Raw genomic sequence first — 26,395 nt, forward strand, 5'->3', positions numbered from 1 at the left:
GTGCGGGCCCATGGGCTCAGGCGGTCTCGGCGGCCTGCGCGGAGACCGTGCGCCCGGTCGGTTGCGGCTGCAGGTGCTGGAACAGCGAGGCGGAAATCTCCTCCGCCCGCGCCGGCAGGACCGACAGCAGGGTGTCGCTGAGGCCATGGCTGGCCTGGCTGAAGCCCTGCAGGTAGATGGGGGCGCGCAGTTGCGCGTCGGTCTGCAGGCGGTAGTCGCGGCCGACGCGGAAGTCGCCCAGGTGCGCCTGCAGCGGCGCCAGCAGTTCGCGGTGCGAATTGCGCTCGTAGCCGGTGGCCAGGATCACCGCATCGTACTGCTTCTGCTCCACCTCGCCGGTGGCGCTGTCGCGCAGGCTCAGGTGCACGCCGGCGGCGTCGGCGCGCACGCCTTCGACGTGACGGCGGCAGAGGAAGCCGTGGCGGGCCTGCCCGGAGACCTTCTGGCGATAGAAGATGGCGTAGATGCGCTCGATCAGGTCGAGGTCGACCACCGAGTAGTTGGTGTTGTGGTACTCGGCGATCAGCTTCTCGCGCTCGCTCTCCGGCTCCTGGAACACCAGGTCGGTGTAGTCGGGCGCGAAGATCTCGTTGACGAAGGGGCTGTCGTCGGCCGGCTTGAGCACGGCGGCGCGCAGGATCATGTCGACCTGCACCGAGGGGTAGCTGTCGTTGAGGTCGATGAAGGCCTCGGCGGCGCTCTGCCCGCCGCCGACCACCGCGATGCGCATCGGCTCGTGGCGCACGCAGGGCTGCTCGGCCATGCGCTCCAGGTAGCGCGCATGGTGGAACACCCGCGGATCACCGCGCAGGCTGGCGAAGGCTGCCGGGATGCGCGGCGTGCCGCCGGTGCTGAGGACGATGGAGCGCGCCAGGCGGAAGTTCTCGTGGCCCTCGGCGTCGCGCGAGACCACCTTGAGCAGGTCGATGCCGTGGGCGCCGGCGACCGGCTCCACGCGCTGCACTTCCTCGCCGTAGCGGGCCTGCTCGGTGAACTGCCGGGCGACCCAGCGCAGGTAGTCGTTGAACTCCATGCGGCACGGGTAGAAGGTGCCCAGGTTGATGAAGTCCGCCAGGCGCCCCTGGTGGTGCAGGTAGTTGACGAAGCTGTAGGGGCTGGTGGGGTTGCGCAGGCTCACCAGGTCCTTGAGGAAGGAGATCTGCAGTTCGCTCTGCGCCACCAGGGTGTTGCCGTGCCAGCGGTAGTCGCCCTGCTTGTCGAGGAACAGCGCGTGGTAGTCGAGGCCCTCGCGTTGCGCCTGCTCCTGCAGCGCGATGGCCAGCGCCAGGTTGGACGGCCCGAAACCGATGCCGAGAACGTCGTAGGTGGGGGTGATCATCTGGGTCATGCTGCCAATATCCTTAGCCCGTTTGCCAGGAGGCGCGGCGGGTGTCCGCCGGCCAATTGGGGGCGCCGCATCGGCGCCTTGTTTCTGAAAGACGAGACCGCCTTACGGAAATTTAGAATGCGTCCCATTAGCGTTTTCTGTAGGAGTTTCCAGCCGCGAGGAAGCGCACCGCCCTTCCCCGCCGGCCGCGCGGGACGCATCACTGCAGACGGTGGTGCCCGCCCTCTTCGTCCATCGCCATCGAGAACGAGGGCGCCAGGCGGTAGCGGCGCTGGGTGTCGCGCATCAGGACGCCGCTGCGCCCCAGGCTGCGCAAGGTGCTCTGCACGCACGCCAGGGTGATGGAGTTGGTCGGCTCGCGCAGCCGCTGGTACAACTCTTCCACCGTGTAGGCGTCCTGCTCGTGGAAGGCGCTCAGCACCACCAGCCGCGGCAGGCTGGTGCGCAGGCCGGCATGGGCCAGAATCCGCCGGGCGGGGTCGCTGGCTCTGGATTGGGTCATTGGCTTCTCCTTGTCCCCCTGGGCCGGGCGCAGCCAGTGCTGCGGGTGCGCCGCCCTCCTCTTGCATGCTCGAATCCGTTCCACAGGCGCCTGAAGCTCATTGGAAATCATGGGAGTACGCCTCCTTTCATTGCGCCAGGCGCAGCACCTGCAGGCCGGGGTCCGCATCGATCTGCGCCTCGGTGAAGGGCAGCGGCGACCAGGCCTGGCGCGAGAACAGCCGGGTCTGGTCGGCATGGTGCGGCGAACGCGGCTCGCTGGCCTGGGAGAAGGCCAGCAGCCCCTTGGCCTGCGGGCCCTCGGCGGTGAAGCTGACCAGTTGGATGTAGCTGCTGCCGCTCACCACCTCCAGGTGGTCGCCGTGGGGCACGCTCTGCATGGCGTTGTAGATGCCCAGGTGGCCGTCGCCACCGGGGATCGGGATGGGCGGCTGGGCCGCGCTGCTGACCTGCAGCTCGCCCCAGCGCTTGCCCGCACCCAGCTCACGCACTTCCTCACTGGCGGCCAGCAGCGCTTCGCGCACCTGCTTCGCCACTTCGGGCTTGTCCAGGGCGATGCCGCTGGGCGTCTGCAGCGGCCGCGCGGGGTCGAACGGCACCTTCCAGGCGCCCTCCAGCGCGTCGAAGCGGGCCATGAAGCGCTGGAAGTAGACCAGGCCCGGGCCGGCATCGAGGTTGGCGCTGCGGTCCCACTTGGCGAGGCTGCCACAGGCCGGCGACAGCGCGGCGTCCTGCAACCGGCGGCACAGCTCCAGCAGGTCGGGCAGCACCAGGTCGGCGGCGTAGACGTGGTTGCCGGTGACCAGGCGCTGCAGCAGGGGCTCGTCGATGCTGCCCTTGCCCTGCAGGGCCTGCAGCGCGAAGCGGGCGCGCAGGCCGAGCGGCTGGTCCTGGCGGCTGGCCAGCGGCGAGAAGCCTTCCAGCGGCGCCGCCGGGTTGGTCATCCAGGCGCTGTCGTTGGAGTTCTGCACGAAGTCGCGGCGCACCAGCGCCGGCAACTGCGTGGCCGGCTGGATGCCGGGTTGCGCCGCGGCGGGGTCGCGGCTCCAGCCACAGCGCCCGAGGTTGCCCTGCAGCGCCGGCAGGCCCTCGGCCACCAGCGCCGGGATGGCGCAGGCCTGCAGCTGCCCCGGGGTCAGGTTGGGCACCACGGACTGGTTCAGGTAGAGCACGTCGCCGTGCTCGTCGGCGGCCAGGGTGTTCACCCAGGGAATGCCCTGCAGGGACTCCACGCGGTGGCGCAGATCCGCCACGTCGCGCGCCTGGTTGATCGAGTACCACTGCTGCAGCACCCGGGTGTTGTCCAGGTTGGCATCGCGCAGCGCATAGGCTTCGCCGGCGCTCCAGTCGAGCTTGCCGGGCCAGACCAGCAGCGGGCCGTAGACCGATTCGTAGAGTGTGTGCTCGACCGTCTGCAACTGGCCGTCGGCGCCGCGCACCGGCACCTTCACCACGCGCTTCTCCAGCGGCTGCCAGCGCCCGTCCAGGCGGTAGTGCAGCGGGTTCTGCGGGTCCAGCTCCAGGCGGTAGAGGGTGAAGTGGCTGGAGGTATCCACCGTGTGCGTCCAGGCCAGGTGCCGGTTGAAACCGATGTTCACCATCGGCAGCCCGGGCAGCGCCGCGCCCATGACGTCCAGCTTGCCGGGGATGCTCAGGTGCAGCTGGTAGAAGCGCATGGCGCCCTGCCAGGGGAAATGCGGGTTGGCCAGCAACAGGGCGTGGCCGCTGGCCGAGCGCTCCGCACCGACGGCGATGGCGTTGCTGCCGCGCTCCAGGCGGAAGCGCTCGCGGCGCTGCTCGGCCAGGCGGAAGCCCTCCGCGCCGGTCAGGGCCGCATTGGCAGCCCCCGGCGGCGCCGCGGCCACCACGGCCTGGGCGAACTGGCCGACGCCGCCCTCCACCAGCAGGCGGCGGGTCAGGCGCACCAGGTCGGCGCTGTCGATCGGCTTCAGCCAGGGCTGGCCCAGGCAACTGGTGCTGGAGGCGCTGGCCTCGCGCAGGAAGCGGTTGAACCCCGCCGCATAGCCTTCCAGCAACTGCGTCACTTCCGTGGACTGGACCTTGCGGAAGGCCTCCACGGACTCCGGGCGGTTGAGCCAGGTGAAGAAGACGTCCGAGGCGAGGTTGCCGACCTGCGCCGAGGACTCGCCCTCGGCGCCGAAATAGCGCGAGCGCTCGCCACGGGCGGTGACGATCTCGTCGGCCAGCAGGCAGGCGTTGTCGCGGGCGTAGGCATAGCCGATGCCGAAGCCCAGGCCACGTTCGTCCGTGGCGCGGATGTGCGGCACGCCGTAGGCGGTCCAGCGGATGTCGGCGGCCAGGGCGGCCGGGCGGGCGCTGTCGGCCTGGGCCTGGGGCAGCAGGCCGAGCAAGGCGCCGGCGAGGCCGGCCAGGAGGATACGCTTGGGCATCGATTCTTCTCTGTACGAGCGCGCCGCTACCCGGTGAGTGCGGATGGCGCAGGACGACTGGGAACCATGGCGTTCGGGGCATGGATGCTCCGCCCCGGACGCCGGCACTCAGGGGAACGAAGCGCGCCCGGGAAACTTTACCGGCGCCCTCCGTGCGCGCCCCGCCGGGCCGGATTCGGGTGGCTGGCGCCCGGGCGCGGCTTTCCGTAGGATGCGAGCTCTCCTATAATTGCGCCCATCCTTCCTACGCCATCGCGGCGCCGGACACAGGCGCGGCAAGGTTCAACCGGCCCCTTCATGACTACCCCCCCTTCCCCTTCGAGCGATCCCGTGGCGCAGGCCGCCGCGCACTGGTGCATGCGCCTGCACGAGCCGGACTGCAGCGACGCCGAGCGCGCGGAGTTCCAGCAGTGGCTGGAAAGCGACCCGCGCCATGCGGCCAAGTACGCCGAAGTGGAGAATATCTGGACGCTCAGCGCGCACCTGCTGGAAGCCCGCCCCACCCCGCGCACCAGCGGCCGCCGGCCACCGCTGCCCCGCCCGCCGGCACAGGCGGTGCGCCGCCGGCGCTCCTGGCGCAAGCAGCTGCGCGCCGCCGCCCTCGCCCTGCTGGTGCTGCCGGCCGCCGGCTACCTGGGCTGGCTGCAGGGCTGGGTGCCGGACAGCTACCACCGCTACCAGGCCGACGCCACCTTGCGCAAAGTGGTCCTGCCCGATGGCAGCGAGGTCGAACTGAACCTCAATACCCACCTGACCTACGCCAACTTCCGCGACGTGCGCCAGGTGGTGCTGGACCAGGGCGAGGCCTACTTCCACGTCAGCCACGACGCCAGCCACCCCTTCGTGGTGCGCGCCGCCAAGGGCAGCATCACCGTCACCGGCACGCGCTTCGACGTGTGGAAGTACCAGGACCAGGTCACCGTGACCGTCACCGAAGGCTCGGTGCGGGTGCGCAGCGGGAAGGACGGCAACGACAGCAGCCTCACCCCCGGCATGCAGGCCAGCTACCGCGCCGGCATGCTGCAGCCGCTGGTGGCCAGCGCCGACCCCGCCCAGGTGCTGGCCTGGCGCGACGGCCGCCTGGTGCTCGACGACCTGTCGCTGGCCGCCGCCCTGCCGCTGATCAACCGCTACCTGGACGCCCCGCTGGTGCTGGCCGACCAGGCGGTCGCCAGCCTGCGCATCGGCGGCACCTACCGCACGCGCAACCTGCAGGAACTGGTCAACGCCCTGCCCCGGGTGCTGCCGGTCGAGCTGCAGCGCCAGGACAACGGCAGCATCCGCATCAGCAGCCGCTACGCGCAGTTGTAACAGCGTGCGGATAAAGCTCCGCCACCCCTACCGGCGCTAAATTTCCCCGGGCATCATTCGTCTTCCCGAAAGTGCATGCCTGGCCGCGACCCCGCGGCGGCAGGCCTCCCAAGCCCTGGCCGGAACCCTGAATGAAACGCCCCCGCCGTACTGGTCGCGCGCTGCTGGTCGCAGCCTTCCTCACCTCCCTGCTCGCCATCGCCGCCTGGCAGTTCCTCCCTGGCACCGACGGCCTGGTCACCGCCCCCGTCGCCCGCGGCGACATCGAAAGCAGCGTCACCGCGCTGGGCACCCTGCAGCCGCGGCGCTACGTGGACGTCGGCGCCCAGGCCTCGGGGCAGATTCTCAAGCTGCACGTGGAGCCCGGCGACGAGGTCAGGGAAGGCCAGTTGCTGGTGGAGATAGACCCCTCCACCCAGCAGGCGCGGGTCGACGCCGGCCGCTACTCCATCGAAGTGCTCAAGGCGCAGCTGGCCGAGCAGCGCGCCCAGCACCTGCTGGCGCGCCAGCAGTACCAGCGCCAGCAGCGCCTGGCCGCCGCCAGCGCCACCCGCGAGGAAGACGTGCAGACCGCCTACGCGCAGGTGCAGGCGACCCAGGCGCGCATAGACATGTACCAGGCGCAGATCCACCAGGCCAGGGCCACCCTGCGCAGCGACGAGGCCGAGCTGGGCTACACGCGCATCTACGCGCCCATGTCCGGCACCGTGGTGGCGGTGGACGCCCGCGAGGGCCAGACGCTCAACGCCCAGCAGCAGACGCCGCTGATCCTGCGCATCGCCAAGCTGTCGCCGATGACCGTCTGGGCCCAGGTTTCCGAGGCCGACATCGGCCGCGTCAAGCCGGGCATGCCGGCCTACTTCACCACCCTCGCCGGCGAACAGCGGCGCTGGAGCGGCACGGTGCGGCAGATCCTCCCGGTGCCGCCCAAGCCGCTGGACCCGAACAACCAGGAAAGCACCAGCAGCGGCTCCGCCAGCGGTTCCAGCGGCAGCGGCCGGGTGGTGCTGTACACGGTGCTGGTGGACGTGGACAACAGCGACCACCAGCTGATGGCGGAGATGACCGCCCAGGTGTTCTTCGTCGCCGCCACCGCCCAGGGCACCCTCACCGCCCCCGTGGCCGCGCTGCACGAGGACGGCAACGGCGGCCGCCACGTCTGGGTGGTGGGGCGCAACGGCAAGCCGGAGAGCCGCAAGGTCGAGACCGGCATCAGCGACCGCCTGCACGTCCAGGTGCTGTCCGGCCTCAAGGAAGGCGAACGCCTGCTGATGGCCGCCCCGGACAATGGCGAGGGCTGAATGAGCGAAACCCTCCAGGACGTCCCGCTGATCGAACTGCGCGACGTACGCAAGCGCTACGGCGGCGACGGCAGCCCCGAGGTCGAGGTGCTGCGCGGCATCTCCCTGAGCATCCACCCCGGCGAGTTCGTCGCCATCGTCGGCGCCTCCGGCTCCGGCAAGTCGACGCTGATGAACATCCTCGGCTGCCTCGACCGCCCCAGCAGCGGCCGCTACCTGTTCGCCGGGCGCGACGTCGCCGAGCTGGACAGCGACGAGCAGGCCTGGCTGCGCCGCGAGGCCTTCGGCTTCGTGTTCCAGGGCTACCACCTGATCCCCTCGGCCTCGGCCCAGGAGAACGTCGAGATGCCGGCCATCTACGCCGGCACCCCGGCCCTGCAGCGCCACGGCCGCGCGCGCCAGCTGCTGGAGCGCCTGGGCCTGGGCGAACGCACCGGCAACCGCCCGCAGCAGCTTTCCGGTGGCCAGCAGCAGCGGGTGTCCATCGCCCGCGCATTGATGAACGGCGGCCACATCATTCTCGCCGACGAACCCACCGGCGCCCTAGACAGCCACAGCGGCGCCGAGGTCATGGCGCTGCTCGACGAACTGGCCGCCCTGGGCCACGTGGTCATCCTGATCACCCACGACCGCGACGTCGCCGCCCGCGCCAAGCGCGTCATCGAGGTGCTCGACGGCGAGATCGTCAGCGACAGCGCCAATGGCGCGCCAGCGCACCCGGCCACCCCCGGCCTGCGCGCCAAGGAACTGCGCGAGCGCCTGCTGCAGGGCAGCGCCGAACCCGCCGGGGCCTGGCGCGCCGAGCTGCTGGAGGCGATCCGCGCGGCCTGGCGGGTGATGTGGCTGAACCGCTTCCGCACCGCCCTCACCCTGCTGGGCATCGTCATCGGCGTGGCCTCGGTGGTGGTGATGCTCGCCGTGGGCGAAGGCAGCAAGCGCCAGGTGATGGCGCAGATGGGCGCCTTCGGCTCCAACATCATCTACCTCAGCGGCTACTCGCCGAACCCGCGCACGCCCATGGGCGTCGTCACCCTGGACGACGTCGCGGCCATCGCCACCCTGCCCCAGGTGAAGAAGGTCATGCCGGTGAACGGCGGCGAGCTGGTGGTGCGCCACGGCAGCCTCGACTACCACGCCTACGTCGGCGGCAACAACACCGACTTCCCGGCGATCCTCAACTGGCCGGTGAGCGAAGGCAGCTACTTCACCGAGCGCGACGAGGCCAACGCCGCCACGGTCGCGGTGATCGGCGCCAAGGTGCGCGAGAAGCTGTTCGGCGCCGCCAGCCCGATCGGCCGCTACATCCTCATCGAGAACGTGCCCTTCCAGGTGGTGGGCGTACTGCAGGCCAAGGGCTCCAGCTCCGGCGACCAGGACGCCGACAACCGCATCGCCGTGCCCTACTCCGCTGCCAGCATCCGCCTGTTCGGCACGCGCAACCCGGAATACGTGATCATCGCCGCCGCCGACGCGCGCCGCGTGCACGAGACGGAAAAGGCCATCGACCGCCTGATGCAACGCCTGCACCGTGGCCAGCGCGACTACGAGCTGACCAACAACGCCGCGCTGATCCAGGCCGAGGCGCACACCCAGAACACCCTGTCGCTGATGCTCGGCTCCATCGCCGCCATCTCCCTGCTGGTGGGCGGCATCGGGGTGATGAACGTGATGCTGATGACCGTGCGCGAACGTACCCGCGAGATCGGCATCCGCATGGCCACCGGCGCGCGGCAGAGCGACATCCTGCGCCAGTTCCTCACCGAGGCCACGCTGCTCTCGGTGGTCGGCGGCCTGGCCGGCGTCGGCATCGCCCTGGGCATCGGCGGCGCGCTGCTGCTGGCCAAGGTGGCGGTGGCCTTCTCCCCGGCGGCCATCCTCGGCGCCTTCGCCTGCGCCCTGGGCACCGGCCTGGTGTTCGGCTTCATGCCGGCGCGCAAGGCCGCCCGCCTCGACCCGGTGGCCGCCCTGGCCAGCCAATGACGGATTTCCCGATGAAAGCCCTGAGCCTACTGCCCGCCTGCCTGCTGCTGGGCGCCTGCGCCGGCGCCCCGCAATCCCTCGACAGCGGCATAACCACCCCACCCGCCTGGCAATATGGCGCTGGCGATACCCGCCGTGGCGAGCTGCAGCGCTGGTGGACGCGCTTCGGCGCCCGCGAGCTGGACGGCCTGGTCGCCCGCGCCCTGGCCAACAGCCAGGACCTGGCCGCGGCCATCGCCCGCGTCGACCAGGCCCGCGCCAGCGCGGTGATCGCCGGCGCGCCGCTGCTGCCGGAGGTCAACGCGCAACTGGGCGCCGGGCGCGAGAAGCTGCTGCACGGCGCCGGCTACAGCGGCATCGACGCCAGCGAGGACGACGAGGCGGTGGACACCTTCACCGCCAGCCTCAGCGCCAGCTACGAGGTGGACTTCTGGGGCGGCCGCCGCGCCGCCTACCGCAGCGCGCTGCAAAGCCTCAAGGCCAGCGAGTACGACCGCGCCACCGTGGAGCTGACGCTGGTGGCGGGGGTCGCCGACGCCTACCTGCAGGTGCTGGCGCTGCGCGAGCAGCAGCGCATCGCCCGGCTCAACCTGGAGAACGCCGAGCAGGTCCTGCGCCTGGTGCGCAGCCGCCGCGAGGCCGGCTCCGCCACCGAACTGGAAGTCGCCCAGCAGAGCGGCCTGGTCGCCGCCCAGCAGCGCCAGCTGCCACTGCTGCAGCAGCAGGAACGTGATGCCCAGGTCACCCTGGCCACCCTACTCGGCGAACCGCTGCCGGCCCTGAAACTGGGTGGCCAGCCGTTCGACAGCGTGCTCTGGCCACAGATCGGCGCCGGGCTGCCCAGCGAGCTGCTCACCCGCCGCCCGGACATCGCCCGCGCCGAGGCGCAGCTGGCGGCGGCCCAGGCCGACGTGCAGGTGGCGCGCGCCGCCATGCTGCCCAGCCTGACGCTGACGGCCAACCTGTCCTCCGGCGCCAACCACGCCTCCGACCTGCTGCGCACCTCCTACTACGACCTGGGCGCCAACCTGCTCGCGCCCATCTTCAACCACGGCCGCCTGGGCGCCGAGCGCGACCGCCGCCTGGCGCTGCAGCGCGAGCTGCTGGAGAACTACCGCAAGGCCATCCTCGGCGCCTTCGCCGACACCGAGCGCTCGCTCAACGGCATCGACGGCATCGACCGCCAGCTGCACTGGCAGCAGCAGGAACTGGAACAGGCGCAGCGCGCCTTCGAGCTTTCCGACAGCCGCTACCAGGCCGGCGCGGAAACCCTGCTCACGGTGCTGGATACCCAACGCACCCTCTACCAGGCGCAGGACGCCGCGGTGCAGTTGCGCCTGGCCCGCCTGCAGGCGGCGGTGGGGTTGTTCAAGGCCCTGGGGGGCGGCTGGGACGCCGCCGCGCCCCTGGCGCGCAACGCCCCCTGATCCGGCCTTCGAATCGCGGACAGAGTCCGCTCCTACGACCATGCTCGACCGTAGGGCGAATAACCGTTCGCGGTTATCCGCCGTTAGCCCGAACACCGATGCCCGACGACGATGGCGGATAACGCCGTAGGCGTTATGCGCCCTACGGGTTGCAAGGGGGCGGCGTAGGATGGGTTGAGCGAAACCCATGCAGTGGCGGTGATGGGTTTCGCTTCGCTCAACACCATCCTACGGGTGTTTCTCTTGCAGCCCCGTAGAAGCGGACTCTGTCCGCGATTTGGATTCACCGGCCACGCCGGACGCCCCGCTCAGCGCTGCGCCAGCTTGAGATGGCGCGCATACCACGGCCGCCGCGGTGCGCGTTCTAGCCAGCCCTTGCGCTCGTCGTCCTCGGTGAGGATGACGCGCAGCGCCAGCTTCATGGTCTCCACGTCCAGGGCCACGTCGCTGCTGCTCGCCTGCAGGTCGGAGAGACCGCAGCCGTGGGTGGACGGGCCCAGCCAGGGGTCGTCGATCTCCACCCAGCGGCCGCGGGCGAACCAGCGGGTGCCCTGGACCTCGGCGCGGCGCACCTCGCCGGGGTGGAAGCGCTCGTGGGCGCGGAACCAGTCTTCGATGCGGTCGTCGATCCAGCCGTGGAAGCACCAGAACACCGGGTTCACGTGGGACGAGAAGGGGTCGCCGAGGAAATCGTTCTCGCGCAGGAACCAGCGCGGCGCGAAGTCGGCGTAGTTGCGGTCGGTCATCAGCGGCGCGCCGTTGGACGGGTCGCGCGTCACGCTGGCCCAGCGCATGTGCAGCCAGTCGTGCATGCCCAGCTCCAGCTCCGAGCCGAACTGGCCCAGGGTCAGCTTCGCCAGGTAGGCCGGGTCCTGGTACTGCGATTCCCAGACCTGGAAGTTGCCGTGGTAGGCGTCGGCGCTCTTCAGGCCGTGCAGCCACTGGCTGTATTCGTCATCGTCGGGCGCCACCCAGGCCGGCGGCACCGAGCAGCCGTCGGCGTTCTCGAAGTAGCGGATGAAGCCGGCGCGGTCGTATTCCAGCGGCACGGCCGGCGGCGGCAGGCGCGTCCAGGACGGCAGGTCCTGCAGCGAGCGGGCCTTGGCCAGCATGCGGCGGTGCATGAACAGGAAGTCGACGCCGGAGGCGTTGCGGTCCTTGTGCCGGCCGCGGGCGTCGCGCTCGGCGTCCAGGGGCCCGGGCTGCCAGCCCACGCCGCGCAGGGCGTTGCGCTGGGCCTCGTCGAGGTGGTGCCACTTGTCCCGCGAGGCGTGCCAGAGCTGGTGGAACAGGCGGTGCTGCGGCGACACCAGCCAGGTCAGCAGCGCCTCGTTGAGCGGCAGTCGCTCGCGGGCCAGGGGAAAGGGACGCTTGCGGGCGACGAAGCGACAGTCCTGCTGCGGCAGGGCCAGGTCGCGGTCCAGGCGCTGGAGGCGGCCGCTGAGGGTGCCGTCGCCGGCGTTGGCGAAGTTGTCCCATACCTCGTCGAACACGGCGCTGCATTCATGGCTGGGCGTGGCGCCCTCGCCCAACAGGCGCCAGCGAATGTTCGCCGAGCTGGCGCCGACCAGGTCGCCCAGCACCCGGTAGCGCGGCGGTTCCGTGCCGCGCAGGCGCTCGGGGGTGTCCAGCCAGCCGATCAGCCCGCGCCCGCGGGGGCCGCAGTCGAGGATCAATTGCAGGCCTTCGGCGGGCAGGCCCGGCAGCCCGAGCCCGGCGTCGAGCAGGCGCAGGTCCCAGATGCCGCGCAGGCGGTCGGCCAGGCGCAGCTCGGCGCCGGCGGTGGTTTCCAGGCTGGCCTCGCCCGGCGTCTCCGGCTCCCGCGCGTCCAGCTCGCGGCGCTGCAGTTCGCGATAGCCGAAGTAGGTCGCCGTCGGCAACGCCGCCGCCCCCGTCACTGCCAGGGCCGCCATGAAACCGCGTCGAGAAACCGTCATCGTCCGTCCTGTGTCCGTCGCCAAGCAGGCTGTACCGAGGCTAGAACGGTCGGCCCCGCGGCAAATTTAGCGTCGTGGCCGCGCTAAATTTCCGCCCGCACGCCTCGTCCTCCCCCACAGGCGATGCCCTGCCCCGGGCCGCCATCCGACTCCGACGCTGACTGGGACGGCAATGACTAGCACCCGCACGAAAAAGATCCTCTGGCTCACCCTGCCCCTGCTCGCACTGGTCCTCGTGGCGGGCGCCGCGGCCTGGCTGCTGCTGGCCCGCGCCCAACCCTACCCACGCGAGGTGATGGCCCACGCCGAGGCGCTGCACGAGCGCATCCTGTCCTTCGACAGCCGCGTGACCGTGCCCCTGGACTTCGGCACCGAGGGCCACGAGGCCGACCGCGACGGCCCCTCGCAGCTGGACCTGGTCAAGGCCGCGCGCGGCCGCCTGTCCGGCGCGGCCCTGGCGATCTTCGGCTGGCCGGAGATGTGGAGCGGCCCCGACGCCCCGCACAAGCCGACGCCGGGCTTCGTCGACGAGGCGCGGCACCAGCAGGAGATCCGCTACAAGATTCTCACCGGCATGGTCCGCGACTTCCCCGAGCGGGTGGGCATCGCCTACACGCCGGAGGACTTCCGCCGCCTGGCCATGGAAGGCAAGTTCGCCATCGTCATGAGCATGCTCAACGCCTACCCGCTGGGCGACGACCTGTCCCAGCTGGACCTGTGGGCGGCCCGCGGCGTGCGCATGTTCGGCTTCAACTACGTGGGCAACAACAGCTGGTCCGACTCCTCCCGCCCGCTGCCCTTCTTCAACGATTCGGCCGACGCCCTGGGCGGCCTCTCGCCCCTGGGCAAGCAGGCGGTGCAGCGGCTCAACGACCTGGGGGTGGTCATCGACGTCTCGCAGATGTCGACCAGGGCCCTGGAGCAGGTCGCCGCCCTCAGCCGCGCGCCCATCGTCGCCTCGCACTCGGCGCCGCGCGCCCTGGTGGACATCCGCCGCAACCTCAGCGACCACGAGATGCAGCTGATCAAGGACAGCGGCGGGGTCATCCAGGTGGTCGGTTTCCCGGCCTACCTGCGCCCGCTGAGCAAGCCCACCCTGGAGAAGCTCGACGCCCTGCGCGCGCGCTTCGACCTGCCGCCGCTGGCCGGCCTGGACTACGCCCTGATGCCCGGCGACCCGGTGATCGCCATCTGGCCGGAGAAGAAGTTCGGCGAGTACGCCAGCAGCCTCTACGGCATCCTCGACGAGGAGCCCAAGGCCGGCCTGGCGGACTTCGTCAACGCCATCGACTACACGGTGAAGAAGGTCGGCATCGACCACGTCGGCATCAGCTCCGACTTCAACGACGGCGGCGGCCTGGACGGCTGGAAGGACGAGAGCGAGATCCGCAACGTCACCGCCGAGCTGATCACCCGCGGCTACTCCGACGCCGACATCGCCAAACTCTGGGGCGGCAACTTCCTGCGCGCATGGGGCGAGGTGCAGAAACGCGCCAAGCCGCCCGTCGCCAGCCGCTGACCCACGCCAAGGACATTCCATGAACGACCGCCGTACCTTCCTCAAGCAGGCCGGGCTGCTCGCCGCCAGCCTGCCCCTGCTGCAGGCTTCCGACCTGGCCCTGGCTGCTACCGAAACGGCCGGCAACGACAAGTGGCAGGCCCTGCGCCGGCAATTCGACCTCGCCCCGGACTACCTGCACTTCGCCAGCTTCCTGCTGGCCTCGCACCCGCGCCCGGTGCAGCAGGCCATAGACGCGCTGCGCGCGCGCTTCAACGCCAACCCCGGCGAGGCGGTGGACTGGGACCGCGAGGAGGTCTGGAAATACGAGGACGAGACGCGCGCCTGGGCCGGCCGCTACTTCGGCGTCAAGCCGGCGCAGGTGGCCCTCACCGGCAGCACCACCGACGGCCTCGCCGCCATCTACGGCGGCCTGCTGGTGGCGCCGGGCAAGGAAATCCTCACCACCGTCCACGAGCACTATTCCACCTACACCACCCTGGAATACCGCCAGCAGCGCATGGGCACCCAGGTGCGCAAGGTTCCCCTGTTCAAGGACCCGCACCTGGCCTCGGCCGACGAGATACTCGCCAGCATCCGCCGCAACATCCGCCCCGAAACGCGGGTGCTGGGCATGACCTGGGTGCAGTCGGGCAGCGGTGTGAAGCTGCCGGTGCGCGAGATCGGCCAACTGGTGGCCGAGGCCAACCGCAACCGCGATGCCGCCGAGCGGATCATCTACGTGGTCGACGGCGTGCACGGCTTCGGCGTGGAGGACGCGAACTTCGCCGACTTCGGCTGCGACTACTTCATCGCCGGCACCCACAAGTGGCTGTTCGGCCCGCGCGGCACCGGCATCATCATCGCCCGCGAGGAGCAGCTGCAGGACCACCTGGTGCCGAGCATCCCCACCTTCACCCGCGCCGACAGCTTCGGCACCCTGATGACCCCCGGCGGCTACCACGCCTTCGAGCACCGCCTGGCCCTGGGCACGGCCTTCGAGCTGCACCTGCAGCTGGGCAAGGCCGACGTCGAGGCGCGCATCCACCAGCTCAATGGCTACCTCAAGCAGCGCCTGGCCGAGCATGCCAAGGTGCGCCTGGTCACGCCGACCAGCCCCGAACTCTCCGCCGGCTTCACCTTCTTCCGCGTCGACGGCCGCGACTGCGATGCCGTGGCCCGGCACCTGATGGCGCACAAGGTGATCGGCGACGCCGTGGACCGCGACGTCGGCCCGGTGGTGCGCCTGGCGCCCAGCCTGCTCAACGACGAGGCGCAGATCGACCGGGTGATGGACATCCTCGCCCCGCAGCTCGCCTGACCCGACTTCCCACTTCACGAGAACCGCCATGCACGCATTACCGCCCCTGGCCCTGGCCGCCCTGCTCCTGGCCGCCCCCGCCGCCTTCGCCACCGAAGCTCACAAGCCGGGCGCCGTGTTCAAGGATTGCAAGGACTGCCCCGAGATGGTGGTGCTGCCCGCCGGCAGCTTCACCATGGGCACCCCGGAGGACGAGGCCGGCCGCCAGCCGGACGAAGGCCCGCTGCACACCGTGACCTTCGCCCGGCCCTTCGCCATCAGCCGCTACCAGGTCACCGCCGCCGAACTGGACGCCTACCTGAAGGCCACCGGGGTGCGCCTGGCCAACGGCGACACCCGCCCCGGCCGCGAATGCATCGCCGGCAAGCCGCGCTACAAGCAGGGCCCGCGCCAGCCGGCGGTGTGCGTCGATTATGAGGACGTGAATCGCTACGCCGCCTGGCTGTCGAAGAAGACCGGCCAGCATTACCGGATGATCAGCGAAGCCGAACGCGAATATGCCGCCCGCGCCGGCAGCGCCGGGCCCTTCCCGTTCCCCTTCGACGAGGGCAAGGAGTACAGCATCGCCAAGCACGCCAACACCTACGGCGCCGCGGATGGCTACAACTTCACCTCGCCGGCGGGCAGCTTCCCGCCCAACGCCTTCGGCGTGTACGACATGCACGGCAACGTCTACGAGTGGGTCGCCGACTGCTGGCACGACAACTACGACGGCGCCCCCAGCGACGGCAGCGCCTGGATCGACAGCGACTGCAAGCTGGTGCAGATCCGCGGCAACGACTGGGGCGAGGCGCCGATCTTCTCCCGCTCGGGCAACCGCAACAATGCCTACAAGAGCGACCGCGGCGACTGGATAGGCTTCCGCGTCGCCCGCGAGCTCTAGCCCGCGAGCCCAGGGCATGTTCTGAAGAGCGCCCTCGGCATGCCATGGCTAATTTTCCTGCGCCCACGTTCGTTACCGCTGTGGGCGCCACTTCAACCTTCGCATCCGTGCGTCGCCCCCGACGTGCTGAGGTAACCCCATGTCCGCAACACAGTGCAGCGCCACCCGGGAGCTCCTGGGCATTCTCAAGCCCTTCTGGGCCGTTCTCGCCCTGTCCATTTTCCTGGGTGTGGTCGGCGGCATCAGCATCACAGCCCTGCTCACCGCCATCAACCGTGTGCTGAACGCCGAAGGCGGCATGACCCAGGGCATGATGCTCGCCTTCGCCGCCATCTGCGCCCTGGCCCTGCTCAGCGCGATCCTGTCGAACATCGGCACCAACTACGTCGGCCAGAAGATCATCGCGCACCTGCGCGAAAGCCTAGGCGGCCGGGTGCTCTGTGCCCCCATCGAGCAGCTCGAGCGCTACCGCACCCACCGCCTGATCCCGGTGCTGACCCATGACATCGACACCGTCAGCGACCTGGCCTTCGGCCTGCCGCAGCTAGTCATCTCGCTGACCATCACGCTGGGCTGCCTGGCCTACCTGGCCACGCTTTCACCCAGCATGTTCCTGGTGACCGCCGCCGCCGTGGTGCTCGGCAGCGTCGTCCAGTACATCGCCCGCGGCTACGGCATCAGTGGCTTCGAGGCGGCGCGCGAGCAGGAAGACCTGCTGCAGAAGCATTTCCGCAGCATGGCCGAGGGCGCCAAGGAACTGCGTATACACCGTCCGCGTAGGCAGCGCCTGTACAGCCGGCAGTTGCGCGAGACGGTGGAGCGCATCTGCCGCCTGCAGGTGCGCTCGGTGAACATCTTCCTCACCGCCAACACCATAGGCTCGCTGCTGTTCTTCATCGTGATAGCCGTGGCCCTGGCCATGCAGGGCTGGTGGGCGAATGGCGACCGCAGCGTGCTCAGCGGCTTCGTGATGACACTGCTGTTCATGAAGGGCCCTCTGGAAAGCGTGCTCAGCCTGCTACCCCTGCTCAGCCGCAACCGTATCGCCCTGCGCCGCATCGCCGAACTGAACGAGCAGTTCTCCAACCCCGAACCCTACCTGTTACTGAACGAAGAGCTCCCCATCCCCACCGTCGAACCATTGCGCACCCTGGAACTGCGCGACGTGCGTTACACCTACCCGGCGGTGGGCGACAACCCGCCCTTCGTCATGGGCCCGCTGAACCTGAAGATCGAGGCCGGCGAGATGCTCTTCATCGTCGGCGAGAACGGCGGCGGCAAGACCACCCTGATCAAGCTGTTGCTGGGCCTGTACGCGCCTCACGGCGGCGAGGTGCTGGTCAACGGCAAGGTGGTCGAGGCCAGCAGCCGCGACGACTACCGGCAGCTGTTCACCACCATCTTCGCCGACTTCTTCCTGTTCGAGGAACTGATGGACGGCCAGCGCGACATCCCCGCCGAAGCCGCGCGCTACCTGGAGCGCCTGGAGATCGGGCACAAGGTCGGGGTGGCCGACGGCGCCTTCACCACCACCGACCTCTCCACCGGCCAGCGCAAGCGCCTGGCGCTGGTGCACGCCTGGCTGGACCAGCGGCCGATCCTGGTGTTCGACGAATGGGCCGCCGACCAGGACCCGACCTTCCGCCGTATCTTCTACACCGAGCTGCTGCCCGACCTGAAGCGCCAGGGCAAGACGCTCATCGTCATCTCCCACGACGACCGCTATTTCGACGTCGCCGACCAGTTGGTACGCATGGAGCAGGGGCAACTGATCAGGGAACAGGCGCTAGCCTGAGGCACAACGGGGGAGTTTCGCAGCGCAGACACATCTTCAGGACCAACGACAAGAACTGCCATCCATAACAATGCGATTCGATCATCAATGGAGTATCGACTGATGAAAAAAAACCTTGGCCGCACTCGACTGGCGGCTCAGATCCGGCAGCACAGCCTGCGCAACGTCCTTCCCCGGACGCTGCTGGCCGTGACGCTGCTCGGCGCGGGCGTGGGGGCCGTGGCCGCACCGGTGAAGGTGAACATTCCAGCGCAGGCGCTTTCCAGTGCCCTGGCCGAGCTGGGGCAGCAGACCGGGCTGGAAATCCTCTATTCACCGGACATCGTCAAGGGCATTCGCTCCCGCGCGGTGTCCGGCACCGTGGAGCCCGAGCAAGCCCTGGATACCCTGCTGCAGGGCAGCGGCATCACCTACCGCATCGAGAATGGTACCGTCACCCTCGGCAGCAGCGGCGAGGCGCCGCTGGAAATGGGTGCCGTGACCATTTCCGGTAAAGCGCCGGGCTCCACCACTGAGGGCACCGGCCTCTACACCACCTACTCCTCCAGCAGTTCCACGCGGCTGAACCTGTCGCCCCAGGAAACGCCGCAATCGGTCACCGTGCTCACCCGCCAGCGCCTGGACGACCAGCGCCTGGAAAACGTGACCGATGCACTGGAGGCCACCGCCGGCATCACCGTCAGCCGCGAGGGGCTGGGTGCCGACACCGATTCCTTCTGGTCGCGCGGCTTCGCCATCAGCAACTATGAGATCGATGGGGTACCCACCTCCTCGTCCCTGGCCAACTACCGCCTGAGTACTGCAGTCTACGATCGCGTCGAAGTGGTCCGCGGCGCCACCGGCCTGATCAGCGGCATGGGTACGCCATCGGCGACCATCAACCTGATCCGCAAGCGCCCCACCTTCGACCCGCACCTGAGCCTCAGCGCCGAAGCCGGCAGTTGGGACCGCTACGGCAGCGGCGTGGACGTCTCCGGCCCGCTGAACGATGGTGGCAGCATCCGCGGGCGCCTGGTGGCCGACTACAAGAACCAGCAGGCCTGGGTGGATCGCTTCAAGCAGGAGGACACCGTCCTCTATGGCATCACCGAATTCGACCTCTCCGACAGCACCCTGCTGACCCTGGGCTTCAACCACCAGACCAGCAACGTGAACTCGCCGCTGCGCAACGGCTTCCCGCTGTTCTACAGCAACGGCCAGAGCACCGACTTCAAGCGCTCGGCCAACAGCGCGCCGGACTGGTCCTATTACGACAACGAGCTGAACAGCCTATTCGCCTCGGTGGAGCATCAGTTCGACTCTGGCTGGAGCGGCAAGGCCGAGTACAGCCACACCCAATACAACTACGACAGCGTGGTGACCTACATCGGCGGCAGCCCCGACCAGGACACTGGCGCGGGCACCTACGTGCAACCGGTGCACTGGAAGGGCAAGCCCGTGCAGGACAACCTGGACGCCTACGTCACCGGCCCCTTCAGCCTGTTCGGCCGCGAGCATGAGCTGATCGGCGGTCTCACCCTCTCCGAACTGCGCGACCTGGACAACCCCGACTACGGCTGGTGGCTGATGCCTGGCAGCGGCTACGACGGCACCATTCCCAACATCAACGACTGGGACGGCAGCGCCAACAAGCCGGAGTTCCCCAAGTACGGCGAAACCGATACCCGGGAAAACCAGTACGCGGCCTACCTGACCGGGCGCTTTCGCCTCACCGACTCCACCAGCCTGATCCTCGGCAACCGCGTCATCGACTGGAAGCGCAACAGCGACTACACCGCCAACGACGGTAGCAAGAGCAAGACCCGCGACCGCGAGACCGGGGTGTACATCCCCTACGCCGGCCTGGTCCAGGAACTGGACGAGACCTGGTCGCTGTACGCCAGCTACACCAAGATCTTCAACCCGCAGGGTTCCTGGGTGCGCGACATCAACAACCAGCCCCTGGATCCGGAGGAAGGCACCAGCTACGAGGCCGGCGTGAAGGCCAGCTTCAACGATGGCCGCCTCACCTCCAGCCTGTCGCTGTTCAAGACCGAGCAGGACAACCTCGCCGTGTATGACGGCGTGGCCTACGTCTCGGAACAAGGTACCAGCACCAAGGGCGTGGAACTGGAGCTCAACGGCGAACTGGCCGAGGGCTGGCAGTTCACCGGCGGCTACGCCTACAGCGTGAGCGAGGACGAGGACGGCAACCGCATCATCACTCAGGTGCCGCGCCACAGCCTGAAGACCTTCACCACCTACCGCCTGCCCGGCGTGCTGGACAAGCTGACCCTGGGCGGTGGTGTGAACTGGCAGAGCAAGTACGGCTACGACCTGAAGAGCTATACCCAGGGTAGCTACGCGTTGGTCAACCTGATGGCGCGCTACGATATCACCAGGAACCTCTCCGCCTCCATCAACCTGAACAACGTGTTCGACAAGGAGTACTTCGCCGGTGCCAGCACCTACGGCGTCTATGGCGCGCCGCGCAACTTCATGACCTCGCTGAAATACTCCTACTGAAGTCTGATTCGAGAAAGCGCCCCCGATGACCTCGGGTGCGCTTTTTTATTTCCCGGCGGAACCACCTCGACCGGCGAAACGCATGGGGTGGCCAGGCGGAAAGAGGAAGGCGCAAGGGGTATTGAGAGATTGGAGGCGGACGTCGCGGGCACCGCCTCCGAAGATGGTGTCAGGCCAGCGCCTGGGCCAGCGCCCCGCACAGGTCGCTGTAGATGGCGTCGATATCGGCGGTGACCAGGCGCATGCGCAGGAAGTCGTGGGTGAAGGCCGAATACTCGCGCAGTGACACCGGAACGCCCTGCCACCGCAGATGGTCGACATAGGCCCTGCCCTCGTCCAGCAACGGATCGAACCCGGCCAGGGCCACAAGCGCCGGGGCCACCCCCTGTACAGGGGCGGCGCGCAGGGGCGAGAAACGCCAGTCGAGACGGTCCTCGGCGGACCGGGCGTAGAGGCCGTAGAACCACTCCAACGTCTCGCTTTCCAGCAGGTAGCCCTCGGCGAACAGCTCCATGGACTCAGTGCGCCGTGAAGCATCGGTGACCGGGTAGCACAGCAGTTGCAGGCGTGGCGCCGGCAGGCCGGGGAAGCCCCCGCGGGCCGCCAGGATCGCCAATACCGTCGCTACTGTTGCCCCCGCGCTGTCGCCGCCCAAAGCCAGGCGGCCGCAGTCCAGGCCCAGAGCTTCGCCCTGGATGGCCAGCCAGGCCAGGGAATCCTCGCCATCCTCGATGGCCGCCGGGAAGGGATGCTCCGGCGCCAGCCGGTATCCCACCGCAAGCACTGCGCACGGAGTGCGAGCGGCGAACTCGCGGCAGACGCCATCGTGGGAGTCCAGGCTGCCGAGCACGAAGCCGCCACCGTGGAAATACACCAGCACCGGGTACGGCCCTGCCTCCCCTTGCGGTCGATACAGACGCAGCGGCAGCGTGCCACCGCTGCGCGTGGTGGCGCTCAGCTCCTGCACATCCAGGGCCCTGGGTGCCGCCCAATGCATCCGTTCGGTGCTGCGCTGAAACAGATCGCGGGCCCGCTCCGGAGTAGTCAGGTGGAAAACGTTGTCGTCATTGCCACTCTCCTCGGCCAGGTCAAGGAAGGCGGATATCTCGGGATGTAGTGACATGCTTGTGTTCACGGCTCGGCGGCAGGTGCCGCCGAGCCTCTCCTGTGAATGGTTTTGGTGAGGGTTGGTCAGGCGGGCAACTGCTCCACCAGGTGTTCCAGTTCCGCCTGGAACGCCCCCATGAAGCGCTCCATGGTTGCCGGCCGGTAGAGCCGGGTGCTGTACAGGCAACGGAAGCTCAGTCGGGCGTCGAAGACCTGCCCCACCACTTCCAGCCAGTTACCTAAGGGGGCCTCCAGGCTGTAGGCCTCGCCCGAGCTTTCCTTCGCCGGCACCAGCAGCGCCGACTCGTCGAAGGTCTGGTCGAACTGGCCAAGGTAATTGAAGGTGACCCTCGCCTGGGGCAAGGCGCCGAGCAGCGATGCCGTCGCCTCCCCGGCCATGTAGCGCAGCACGCCGTAGCCCACCCCCTTGTTCGGGACCTGCTCCAACTGCCTGCGCACCGCCGTCACCGCACCGGCCAGGTCGTCTTCCAGGTTCGGGGACAGGCACACCGGGTACAGGCTGGTGAACCAGCCCAGGGTCCGACTCAGGTCCAGCGACTCGCACAGTTCCTCGCGGCCATGCCCTTCCAGCTGCACCCGTGCCGAGGTGCTACCGCTCCAGCGGCAGAGCACGCGCCCCAGCGCGGTCAGCAACAGGTCGTTGATCTGTGCCTGGTAGGCCCGTGGCGCCTGCTTGAGCAGCAATTCGGTGTGTTCCTTCGATAGCTTCATGGCGACGAAGGCCTGGTGGCGGACCTGATTGCGCCCGCGCGGGTTGTCGCAGGGGAACTCCGACCCCGGCCCACCCAGAGCTGCCAGCCAATAGGCCAGCTCCTGCTCGCGCAACTCGCCGGCCTTGGCCGCCAGGCCTTCGGCCCACTCGCGATAGCTGCTGCTGCGCACCGGCAGCTGCGCCTCGCGTCGCGCGCAGCGGGCTTCGTAGGCGGCCTGCAGGTCCTCCAGCAGCACCCGCCAGGAGACCGCGTCGATCGCCAGGTGATGCACCGCCAGCAGCAGCCGTACGTCGCCACCGGCCATGGTCACGTACAAGCCGCGCAGCAGCGGGCCACGCTCCAGGTCCAGGCTGCACTGGGCCTGGTTGGCCAGTGCTTCCAGGGCCTCCTCGTCGGCGGCCTGCTCCAGCCAGAGCAATGCCTGGTCCTCAGGCGGCATCGGTCCGTAACTCTGTTGCCAGGTCGAACCCTGCTGGACGAAACGCAAGCGCAGCGAATCGTGATGCCGCAACATGTCGCGCAGGGCCAGCTCCAGCGCCTCTACATCCAGCGCCTGGCGTGAACGTAGCAACAGCGCCTGGTTGAAATGCCCCGGCTCCGGCATGCGCTGGGCGAAAAACCATTCCTGGATCGGCAATAGCGGGAAAGCGCCTTCGCCGACCTTTCCCACCGCCTCGGTGGCGGCGGCCTGGTTCACCGCGTTTCGTTCGCAGAGCCCGGCGATGGTCTGATAGCGCATCAGGTCTCGCAGTTTGACCTCCAACTGCAGACGTGGGTGGTTACGCAGCCGCGACACCACCTGCAGGCTGAGAATGGAGTCGCCGCCCAGTTCGAAGAAGTTGTCGTGGATGCCGACCCGCTCCACCTGTAGTACCTGAGCCCAGACCTCGGCGAGCAGCGCCTCCTCCTCATTGCGCGGAGCCACGTAGTCACCGGCCTGGATTTCCGGTTCCGGCAAGGCCTTGCGGTCGAGCTTGCCATTGGGCGTCAGCGGCAGCCGCTCCAGGCAAACCACCTGGGCCGGCACCATGTATTCCGGCAGGCTTTCCCGCAAGGCGGCACGCAGGCGCTCGCCGGCACACGGCTCGTTGCAGGCGACGTAGCCGATCAGTTGCTTGCCCGAAGGGCTTTCGCGGGCGATTACCAGCGCCTCGCCAACGCCGGTCTGGCGCCGCAGGCAGGCCTCGATCTCGCCCAGCTCGATACGGAAGCCACGCACCTTGACCTGGTGATCAACCCGCCCCAGGTAGTCCATGATGCCGTCGGCGCGCACCCGCACCAGGTCGCCGGTACGATACAGGCGCGATCCCGGCTCACCGTTCGGGTCCGGTACGAAACGCTCCGCGGTCAGCGCCGGGCGCGCATTGTAGCCGCGAGCCAGGCCGTGGCCACCGATATAGAGCTCGCCGGCCAGCCCCATGGGCAGGAGGTTCATGTCGTTGTCCATGACCCACAGCGAGCGCTGCCCCACCACGCGCCCGATAGGCGCATAGGGAGCCTCGCAGGGAACGCCCCTCGGCACCTTCCAGAGCATGGGCGTCACCACCGTCTCGGTCGGCCCGTAGCCGTTGACGAAATATTGCGGGCGCAGGGCCTCGGCGACCTGCTCCAGGGCCTTCTCGGCCACGGCGTCCCCACCGAAGCAGTAGATGCGCACCGGCGGCGGGGGCAACTGCGAGCCCTCGGCATACTCAGCCAGTTGCTTCAGATAAGCTGGCGGGAAACAGGCAATGTCCACCCGCTGCTCACCGAGCACCTGGAAGGTCCGCTCCGGTGTCCACAGTTCGTCGTCGCGCATGATCAGCGTGCCGCCGCTCACCAGCAGGCTCAGCCAGCGTTCGTGGGCGCCGTCGAAGGCGAAGGACATGAAATGGAGCTCGCGGGTGCCGGGGACCATCTCGTAGAGCTCGATGATGGCCTGGCAGTGCATCGTCAACGGGCCCCGGGTCACCGCCACCCCCTTGGGCGTCCCCGTCGAGCCTGAGGTGTAGATCAGGTAGGCGAGATTATTTTCGGCCGGCGCCGTGGCGATGGCCACCGGAGCCGGAGAATCCTCGTCCTGCTCCGGGTCCAGCAAGGGCAGGCCGGAAGGTAGCGCCAGACGCTCCCGGACGTCGGCACGCCCGATCAGCAGGCGCATGCCCGAATCCTCCACCATGAAAGCCAGGCGCTCTGCGGGATAGTCCAGGTCCAGCGGCACATAGGCCCCCCCGGCCTTGAGCACCGCCAGCAGGGCCACCGGCATGCTCAGAGAGCGCTCCAGGGCGATTCCGACCTTGGTCTCCGGCCCGACACCCTGGGCGATCAGGCGCCGTGCGAGACGCTCGGCACACCGTTCCAGCTCGGCATAGGATAGCCGGGCGCCGGAGCAGACCAGGGCCGTGGCCTCGGGTTGCAGGGCCGCACGCTCGGCGATCAGCGCCGACACACAGAGCCGGCGGTGCCTGGGCGCCGGCTCACGCCCCCAGGTGCTCATGGCGTCATGATCGACCTTGGCCAGGCGCTGGAGATTGCCCAGACACGCCCGTGGCGTGCGCAGCATCGCCTCCAGCGTCGCCTCCAGCGTACGCCGGATACCCTCCACCGCCTCGCGGCTGAAACGGTTGCGCAGGAACAGGTATTCGATGGACAGCTCTTCGCCCAGATGTACCGCCAGATCCATGGGGAAGTTGGTGACATCGCGATTGCTGGAAGCGCCGAAGCGCGGCCCCTCATGGCTCTGCTCAGCCTGCAGGCGTGCATCTATCGGGTAGTTCTCGAACACGATGATGCTGTCGAACAGCATCTGGCCACTCTGCCCCGACCAGCGCTGGACGTCGGCCAGCGGGGCGTGGGCATGCTCGCGCAGGTCCAGGTTGTAGGACTGCAGCCGAGCCAGCCATTGGTCCAGGCGGCCCTGGGGGTCGATCTCCTGGATCACCGGCAGGGTGTTGATGAACAGGCCGAGCATGTCGTCGGCGCCGCGCAGGCTTTCGGGGCGGCCCGCGACCGTGGCGCCGAAGATTACGCTGCGCTGGCCGGTGTAGCGCTGCAGCAGCAGCAACCAGGCGGCCTGCACCAGGGTATTGGGGGTGATGCCCTGTTGCCGACAGCACTGCAGGAGCTGGCCGGTACGCTCGCGGCCCCAGTGCGTATAGAGCGCCTCGTGCCCCTGTTGGCCGGGTTCGGGGCGCGGGTAGCTCGCCTGGCTCAGCGAGCAGGGCTCGTCCAGCGACGCCAGGCGCTCGCGCCAGAAGCCCTCCAGCGTGCCCCGGTCCTGGCGCTGCAGCCAGGCAACGAAGTCCCGGTAGCGCGCCTGCGCCCCTTCGACACGCCCTTGCGAGTAGTGCTGCATGACCTCGCCGAACAACCTGGAACTGCTCCAACCGTCCATCAGGATGTGGTGACTGGTCCAGATCAGGTGATGGCTGCTTTCCGAGGTTCGCACCAGCACCAGGCGTTGCAGGGGAAGACACGCCAGGTCGAAGCCACGCTCCAGTTCCTCGCGGCCGATGGCTACGAGGCCCTGCTCCGAGGCGTCCCCGGCACGCCGGTCGAGGTAGCGAATATCCATCCGTGCCCGACGATGCACGATCTGCAGCGGATCACCCAGGCCTTGCCAGTGAAAGGTCGTGCGCAATATGTCGTGACGGTTCACCGCATCCTGCCAGGCGGCCTGGAAGCGCTCGACGTCCAGGCCCTCCACGGACATGCAGACCTGGTTCACATAGAATCCGTCCCCCTCGTCGGACAGGCTGTGGAACAGCATGCCCTGCTGCATGGGCGACAATGGATAGATGTCCTCGATCGCCTCCACAGCCACCGGCAGCGTATCCAACTGCGCCTGGCTCAGCCCTGCCAAGGGGAAGTCCGAAGGAGTCACGCCACGGTGCGCCGGGTCTGCGCAATAACCCACCAGCTCGGCCAGCTCAGCCGCATAGGCGTCCGCCAACTGCTGCATCGGCTCGAAGTCGAACATCCGCTCGCTGAACGCCCAGTCCAGGCTGAGCTCGCCGTCGTATACCTGGCCATTGATACTCAGCCAGTTGCCCAGGGGCGCGCCGGCGTCCATTTCCAGGCCGGCACTTTCCCGCGCCGGCGCCAGCAGGGCCGCCTCGTCGAATTGACCATCGAAGCGGCCCAGGTAGTTGAAAGTGATCCGTGCCTGCGGCAGCGATGCCAGGCTGGCGGCGTTCTCCGGGCCGGCCAGGTAGCGCAGTAGGCCGTAGCCCAGGCCCTTGTTCGGGAGGCCGCGCAGTTGTTCCTTGATCGCCTTCAGCGACTCGCCGAGGTCTGCGGTCGGCGTCAGGCGCACCGGGAACAGACTGGTGAACCAGCCGACGCTGCGGCTCAGGTC

The 26,395-nt window shown here is 68.9% G+C and carries 15 protein-coding genes; 9 read left to right on the top strand and 6 right to left on the bottom strand.

The genetic code is table 11. From position 1 onward, the window contains the following. Window positions 1-16: 16 nt before the first annotated feature. From CHC02_RS28100 to pvdQ, 3 genes are all read right to left on the bottom strand, one after another. Window positions 17-1,348, bottom strand: a complete 1,332-nt coding sequence (locus CHC02_RS28100; RefSeq protein ID WP_089394667.1) for a lysine N(6)-hydroxylase/L-ornithine N(5)-oxygenase family protein — start codon at window positions 1,346-1,348, stop codon at window positions 17-19. A gap of 199 nt (window positions 1,349-1,547) precedes the next feature. Beyond that, the gene (locus CHC02_RS28105) at window positions 1,548-1,850 is read right to left on the bottom strand and encodes a transcriptional repressor (protein WP_089394668.1); all 303 of its coding nucleotides are present in this window, start codon (window positions 1,848-1,850) and stop codon (window positions 1,548-1,550) included. Window positions 1,851-1,977: 127 nt separating this feature from the next. Then, a complete protein-coding gene (gene pvdQ, locus CHC02_RS28110; RefSeq protein WP_089394669.1) occupies window positions 1,978-4,260 on the bottom strand; it encodes a bifunctional acylase PvdQ in 2,283 nt (760 codons plus the stop codon). 297 nt (window positions 4,261-4,557) lie between these two features. On the opposite strand from pvdQ, the gene CHC02_RS28115 reads away from it, so the two are divergent. From CHC02_RS28115 to CHC02_RS28130, 4 genes are all read left to right on the top strand, one after another. After that, complete coding sequence (locus CHC02_RS28115; RefSeq protein WP_089394670.1) at window positions 4,558-5,571, top strand: FecR family protein; 1,014 nt, start codon at window positions 4,558-4,560, stop codon at window positions 5,569-5,571. Between the two features lie 131 nt (window positions 5,572-5,702). Continuing rightward, a complete protein-coding gene (locus CHC02_RS28120; RefSeq protein WP_089394671.1) occupies window positions 5,703-6,872 on the top strand; it encodes an efflux RND transporter periplasmic adaptor subunit in 1,170 nt (389 codons plus the stop codon). Continuing rightward, on the top strand, window positions 6,873-8,852 hold the full coding sequence (locus tag CHC02_RS28125; RefSeq protein ID WP_089394672.1) for a MacB family efflux pump subunit: 1,980 nt from the start codon (window positions 6,873-6,875) through the stop codon (window positions 8,850-8,852). Window positions 8,853-8,863: 11 nt separating this feature from the next. Next, on the top strand, window positions 8,864-10,279 hold the full coding sequence (locus tag CHC02_RS28130; RefSeq protein WP_089394673.1) for an efflux transporter outer membrane subunit: 1,416 nt from the start codon (window positions 8,864-8,866) through the stop codon (window positions 10,277-10,279). A gap of 308 nt (window positions 10,280-10,587) precedes the next feature. On the opposite strand, the gene pvdP is transcribed toward CHC02_RS28130, so the two are convergent. Continuing rightward, entirely contained in the window at window positions 10,588-12,216 is a 1,629-nt protein-coding gene (gene pvdP / locus CHC02_RS28135; protein WP_089394674.1) for a pyoverdine maturation tyrosinase PvdP, read from the bottom strand. 172 nt (window positions 12,217-12,388) lie between these two features. Here pvdP and pvdM point away from each other — a divergent pair, with 172 nt between their 5' ends. From pvdM to CHC02_RS28160, 5 genes are all read left to right on the top strand, one after another. Beyond that, window positions 12,389-13,735, top strand: a complete 1,347-nt coding sequence (pvdM, locus tag CHC02_RS28140) for a pyoverdine-tailoring dipeptidase-like protein PvdM (protein WP_089394675.1) — start codon at window positions 12,389-12,391, stop codon at window positions 13,733-13,735. A gap of 19 nt (window positions 13,736-13,754) precedes the next feature. Further along, the gene (pvdN, locus tag CHC02_RS28145; RefSeq protein WP_089394676.1) at window positions 13,755-15,035 is read left to right on the top strand and encodes a pyoverdine-tailoring periplasmic protein PvdN; all 1,281 of its coding nucleotides are present in this window, start codon (window positions 13,755-13,757) and stop codon (window positions 15,033-15,035) included. Window positions 15,036-15,063: 28 nt separating this feature from the next. After that, on the top strand, window positions 15,064-15,918 hold the full coding sequence (gene pvdO, locus CHC02_RS28150) for a dihydropyoverdine dehydrogenase (RefSeq protein WP_089394677.1): 855 nt from the start codon (window positions 15,064-15,066) through the stop codon (window positions 15,916-15,918). A gap of 139 nt (window positions 15,919-16,057) precedes the next feature. After that, the gene (locus tag CHC02_RS28155) at window positions 16,058-17,713 is read left to right on the top strand and encodes a cyclic peptide export ABC transporter (RefSeq protein WP_089394678.1); all 1,656 of its coding nucleotides are present in this window, start codon (window positions 16,058-16,060) and stop codon (window positions 17,711-17,713) included. Between the two features lie 102 nt (window positions 17,714-17,815). Beyond that, window positions 17,816-20,218: a TonB-dependent siderophore receptor gene (locus CHC02_RS28160; protein ID WP_089394679.1), complete on the top strand. Its 2,403-nt coding sequence runs from the start codon at window positions 17,816-17,818 to the stop codon at window positions 20,216-20,218. A 169-nt stretch (window positions 20,219-20,387) separates the two neighbouring features. On the opposite strand, the gene CHC02_RS28165 is transcribed toward CHC02_RS28160, so the two are convergent. Both CHC02_RS28165 and CHC02_RS28170 read right to left on the bottom strand, forming a co-directional pair. Beyond that, window positions 20,388-21,341 (bottom strand): alpha/beta hydrolase, encoded by a 954-nt coding sequence (locus CHC02_RS28165; RefSeq protein WP_089394680.1) that lies wholly within the window; start codon window positions 21,339-21,341, stop codon window positions 20,388-20,390. 68 nt (window positions 21,342-21,409) lie between these two features. After that, window positions 21,410-26,395: non-ribosomal peptide synthetase (locus CHC02_RS28170; RefSeq protein ID WP_141137704.1), on the bottom strand; the 4,986-nt coding region annotated here is incomplete at its 5' end.

Source organism: Pseudomonas delhiensis (assembly GCF_900187975.1).
Classification (GTDB): Bacteria; Pseudomonadota; Gammaproteobacteria; order Pseudomonadales; family Pseudomonadaceae; genus Pseudomonas; species Pseudomonas delhiensis.